Consider the following 5,470-nt stretch of genomic DNA (forward strand, 5'->3'; position numbering starts at 1 on the left):
TTAGGTAAGCAGATTGAAGCCATCATTGAAGATGGCAACTCTGATTGGCCCACCTTTAACGAAAAGGCTAAGAAGCTGATTGATCAGGACAAGGTAGTTACGATCTTCGGTTGTTGGACATCCGCTAGCCGTAAAGCTGTGAAGGATACCTTTGAGTCGAAGAAGCACATGCTTTGGTACCCTGTGCAGTATGAGGGTCAAGAATGTTCTCAGAACATCTTCTATACTGGAGCAGCGCCTAATCAACAGATTGAGCCATCTGTGGACTGGCTGCTAGAGCAGTACAAGGGTAAGCCCTTTTTCTTGGTCGGGTCTGACTATGTATTCCCTCGGACTGCCAATACCATCATCAAGGCACAGCTAGCTGCAAAAGGCGGCAAGGTAGTAGGTGAAGATTACATTCCTCTGGGTGGCACAGAAGTTACCCCAATTATTTCTAAAATCAAGTCAGCAATGCCTGATGGCGGCGTAATTTACAACAGCTTGAACGGTGATAGCAACGTAGCCTTCTTTAAGCAGTTGCAAGGTGCTGGCCTCGGCCCTGATAAGTATCCATCTATGTCAGTGTCTATTGCTGAAGAAGAGGTGAAGGCGATCGGTGTGGAATATCTCAAAGGGCACTTTGCAGCCTGGAACTACTTCCAGACGGTTGACACACCAGAGAGTAAAAAGTTCGTTGAAGCGTTTAAGGCTAAGTATGGAGCCGATCGCGTAGTCAACGACCCCATGGAAGCAGCCTACATTGCTGTATATTTGTGGAAACAGGCAGTAGAAAAGGCTGGCACTGCCGATGACTTAGAAAAAGTCCGCAAGGCAGCCTACGGCTTGACCTTTGATGCTCCTGAAGGCAAAGTCACCATGAATCCTAACCATCACATTTCCAAGACGGTGCGCATTGGTAAGGTGCGGGATGATGGACTGTTTGACATCGTGTTTGCCACCAAGGAACCAGTAGCTCCCATACCTTGGAACCAGTATGTTCCTGAGACTAAAGGCTTTGCCTGTGACTGGTCAGACCCAGCTAAAGGTGGCAAGTACAAGGTTTAGTCTCAAGATTTAACCTATGGGGAACAGGCATAGCAGTGGTCAAATGGCTAGCTCATCTGTCCACTGCTATTGCAAGGCTAGCTAGGTTCATGTCGCAGCAGCACTGAAGCAAAGTATCCACTACGATTACCGCAGGCTGCTTTGGTTACGTTTGCTGGATTTACGCTAGAGGAGAACAGCGTTGACGCAGTTACTAGAATCAATTTTTGGTGGCCTGAGTATTGGCTCGGTGCTGTTGATAGCGGCACTGGGACTGGCGATCGTGTTTGGCCTCATGGGTGTGATTAACATGGCCCATGGAGAGTTGATGATGCTGGGTGCCTACACTACCTTTGTGGTGCAGAATCTCTGCAAGAAAACTCCCTTTGAGGATGCTTATATTTTCTTTGCACTGATTGCGGCCTTCGTGGTCACAGCGTCATTAGGGTTGCTTCTAGAACGAGGGGTTGTGCGCCATCTCTATGGCAGACCACTAGAAACTCTGTTGGCAACGTGGGGTGTGAGTCTAGTCCTACAACAGTTTGTGCGATCAGTCAGTCTTCAATTCACGATTGGACTATTGCTGTTCTGTTTGCTGTTCTTTGGTGCATTGTTCTGGCTAGGGAAGCGCCAAGACTTTCAGCGGATTCGAAGGTGGGCGATTGGGATCATGCTACCGCTATCGGCTGCCATTACCCTAGTGGTTGCCAATGTGCTTGGGCAGACCTATAAGCTGGCAGTGACCAAACCTTGGTTTGGCACTCAAGGGGTAGATGTTACTGCCCCTAAGTGGTTGCGAGGTGGCATCGAACTGGTAAAAGGCTATCAGTTGCCCTACACTCGGTTATTTATCATTGTGTTAACAATCGCTTGCACCGTGGGAATTTACTGGTTCCTCAACAATACTATTTGGGGACTGCGAATTCGTGCCGTTACCCAAAATCGCAATATGAGTGCTTGTCTAGGCATTCCTACCGCCACTGTGGATGCACTAACGTTTGCGATCGGCTCTGGCTTAGCAGGCATTGCTGGTTGCGCCATCAGTTTGTTGGGATCAGTAAGTTCTAACGTAGGGCAGGCTTACATTGTGGATGCTTTCATGGTGGTTGTGGTTGGTGGTGTAGGCAAATTGGTGGGCAGTATCGTCGCTGCCCTTAGCATTGGCATCATCAATTATGTAATCAGTTCCAATGCCCTAGGGCCGTTAGTAGCCTTTAGCCCACCCCTGAAGGGATTTTTTGAATTTTTCGCTACAGGGCCTATGGCCAAGGTCGTGGTGTTTACGATGATTGTGTTCTTTCTGCAGATTCGCCCTGCTGGTCTATTTCCCCAAAAGGGACGCACAGTGGATGCTTAGGGAAGTGGGTAGTTGCCGACTCGCAACCCGTTCTCAAGCAAACAGCCCTAATCTAGCTGAAGTCTAGCTGAGGCGCTCTAGCCATGAATCTACTTCAATCAACAGCAGCTTGCCCAGATGTAGTAACTGGCGTAGATGTCCTAGCCCCAAGTTGCTAGGTACTGTTTGTAGGGTAACTCCTGGTGGCGGTTCGGTTATGCCGGCTAACTGTAATGCCTGCCGTTGGAGGTAGCCCAGACACAGGGGGGCAATTTGGGTATGGAAGCGGTAATAGTAAACTTCTTGGGCTTGATCAAGGCAAAGTGACAACCCAAGGCGTTGACCAATTTGGATTAGGCGCTCAACTTGGGTGACCAGAGGTTCTACGATCCCTGGCTCAAACCCATAGAGCAGGCTCCAGAGAGAACGCAAAATCTGCTGTTGCAGTATGCGAGGTGCTTGGGGCAACTTTAAGGTACACCGCAGTTGGGCAGCTTCTACTGCGATCGCCAACAACTCGTCTAGGGTGCTCTGAAGAGATTCCTGTCCTAGGGTGCAGTTATGTCCATCCTGATCTAGCGATCGTAGGCACATGGCTGCTCGATGGCTCAAGGCAATTTCAGCCGCTACTTGCAGTTCTTGGGGCACCTGCCACCCATCTCGATGGAATGCCATCAGCACACCATAGTTGTCTCGATAAACTTGGGTGTAGAGTTGGTCAAGCCGCATAAGTGTATCTTGACTCAACAGCCGAATAATTCGATGACGCTCCTCAGGCAGTAAATCTTTTAAGCTATAGTATTGATTGCCACAGTAACGATTGATTGTCAGAATCACTTCAGCAGCACTGGCTTGTGCCAGAGAGCCAAACAAATCTGTTTTGAAATTGCTGTAGTCTATGCGTCCTGTAAAGGGTTGAACACAGCAGTGAAAATCCCAACCCCCTAGGTGCAATACTGCAAACACCAAATGATGACGCTCCCAAGTGATTGTAGAGGTGACCTGCAAATGTCCTACTGCTAGCGCTAGGGCACCCATACGCTGATACTGATAGTCGAGTTGCCGCACATTGTAACAAAAGAGACGGATCAGTGGATGCTCTAGGGTGGGAGCTGGGAGGTTAGTCTCACAGGCGATCGGCTCATACCAGTTTGTGTCTGATCGACTTGACTCACCCTTGAACAATGAGCTGATGGCATATTGGGCTACTACCTGGGCTACTGTCACTTGGGCAGATTTAACCTGTTGATGATAGACAACACCCCCATGACCAAACTCAGGAATGTTGCTAGGGGCCTCTGCTAACCGCTGGACAAACTCTGCCTCTAGCTGCAAGCCGGTCACTTCACCTGCTAGTTCTAGGGCGCGAGCTGCATACCGAAGAATTTGTACCCCTTCCAAGCGAGACAACTCTTCAAAAAACCAACCGCAACTGGTATACATCAGCAGAGCATGGCGCTGCATTTCTAGCAACCGCATCGCATCGACAACTTCTGCCTCACTCAACCTGTGGGTGGCATGACTAGCCAAAAACTGCTCGATGGTCTCTGGTCGTCGATCAAGGATAACCTGAATGTAAGCATCTCTGGCTTGCCAAGGATCAGTAAACAGTTTGCTGCCTGTGGTTTCGTAAACTTGAATCAACTGATCGCGCAACCAGTCTAGAGCAGCCCGCAGGGGCTTGCGCCATTTCTGATGCCACTCGCCACTACCACCACAGCCACAGTCATCTTGCCAGCGATCGACCCCGTGGGCACAACTCCATGCCGTGACTGGCTTCAACTCTACTTCCCACTCAGGTGGATGCTCACTCAAATAGTGAGCGAAGTTTGTAACTATCCATCCGCGCCGAGGAAATTCCTCCAGAAATGCGTAGGCTAGAGTTTTTTCAGTATGTTTCTTATGGTGCCCAAAGGTTTCACCATCCGTTGCCACTGCAATCAACTGGGCAGGGCGATGGTCACCCCGCACAGCTTGCCCCAAGCGACTAGCAAACTGCTGAGCACTGAATAAGTCATTGCCAAAGCCCATGTCACGAGAAATGGGGCCGTCATAAAAGAAGACATCAATGTAAGCTCTACACTGATCTTGATCTATTGAGGATAAATCGTCGGTTTCTGAAGAATAGTCGCTATCAGACAAGGCACTACTAGCCGCGCCCTTGAGATAGCAGCGGTAGGGACGGGTAGGGTCAATCTGACTGCCACCAACCTCTAGCCACTTGGGGTTAGGGTGTTCAGTCGTCGGCATTGGGCGACACCGTTGAGCTTGGGAGGGAGCTAAGATAATGAACTTAATTCCCTCGCTTACTAAAGCTTCTAGGGTAGCGTAGTCTACGGCTGTTTCCGCTAGCCACATACCTTCGGGATCACGGTTGAAGCGAGCACGAAAGTCGGCCTTGCCCCAGCGAATCTGGGTGAGTTTGTCTCGCTGGTTTGCCAGTGGCATGATCATGTGGTTATAGACTTGGGCGATCGCATTACCATGACCATTGAGGCGAGCACAACTCTTGCGATCAGCTTCCAAAATGCGCTGATAGGTTTCAACGTCATAGCGTTCTAGCCACATCATCAGCGTCGGCCCAATGTTAAAGCTGAGATACTCAAAGTTATTGACAATACTGACAATCTCACCGCGATCATTAAATACCCGCGCAAACGCATTAGGACGATAGCACTCATAGTGAATTCGCTCATTCCAGTCATGGGCAGGCTCAGCACTAGGTTGACGTTCAATCACATCTAAGTAGGGATTTTCTCGTGGGGGCTGATAAAAGTGCCCATGCACCGTAACGTACACCCCTGTTGCAGCTTGAGTGCAATCAACACTCAGGGTGTGGAGATATTGCCGACTAGCACCAATATCTCTAGAACCAACCGATGATTCACCTGGATGAACACTAATGTCAGCACCAATTTCAGGCAACGGCGTATGGTTAGAAGAACTCATAGGGTATCATCAATGGTTACTACCTACTAAATCGGGAAATGTGGACAGCCTTGTTCAGGATGTACCTAAACGGGTCACGAGCAGACCTTCTAACATTAGTTCCTTTGCGTTACAAACTGTGGCTAACTATGATCTGCATAACTAACCACCAAATCGATA

General features: G+C 49.3%; 3 protein-coding genes. 2 read left to right on the forward strand and 1 reads right to left on the reverse strand.

Features of this window, described 5'->3' with window-relative positions; translation table 11 throughout:
* Together urtA and NZ772_12775 are read left to right on the forward strand one after the other, a co-directional pair.
* On the forward strand, positions 1-1,047 hold a 1,047-nt coding region (gene urtA / locus NZ772_12770; protein MCS6814424.1), incomplete at its 5' end, for an urea ABC transporter substrate-binding protein.
* A 181-nt stretch (positions 1,048-1,228) separates the two neighbouring features.
* Complete coding sequence (locus tag NZ772_12775) at positions 1,229-2,383, forward strand: branched-chain amino acid ABC transporter permease (protein ID MCS6814425.1); 1,155 nt, start codon at positions 1,229-1,231, stop codon at positions 2,381-2,383.
* A gap of 63 nt (positions 2,384-2,446) precedes the next feature.
* Here the strand turns inward: NZ772_12775 and NZ772_12780 are convergent, their stop codons facing one another.
* Complete coding sequence (locus tag NZ772_12780; GenBank protein ID MCS6814426.1) at positions 2,447-5,311, reverse strand: DUF3536 domain-containing protein; 2,865 nt, start codon at positions 5,309-5,311, stop codon at positions 2,447-2,449.
* Positions 5,312-5,470 lie beyond the last annotated feature (159 nt).

Source organism: Cyanobacteriota bacterium, from assembly GCA_025054735.1.
Taxonomy (GTDB): Bacteria; Cyanobacteriota; Cyanobacteriia; order SKYG9; family SKYG9; genus SKYG9.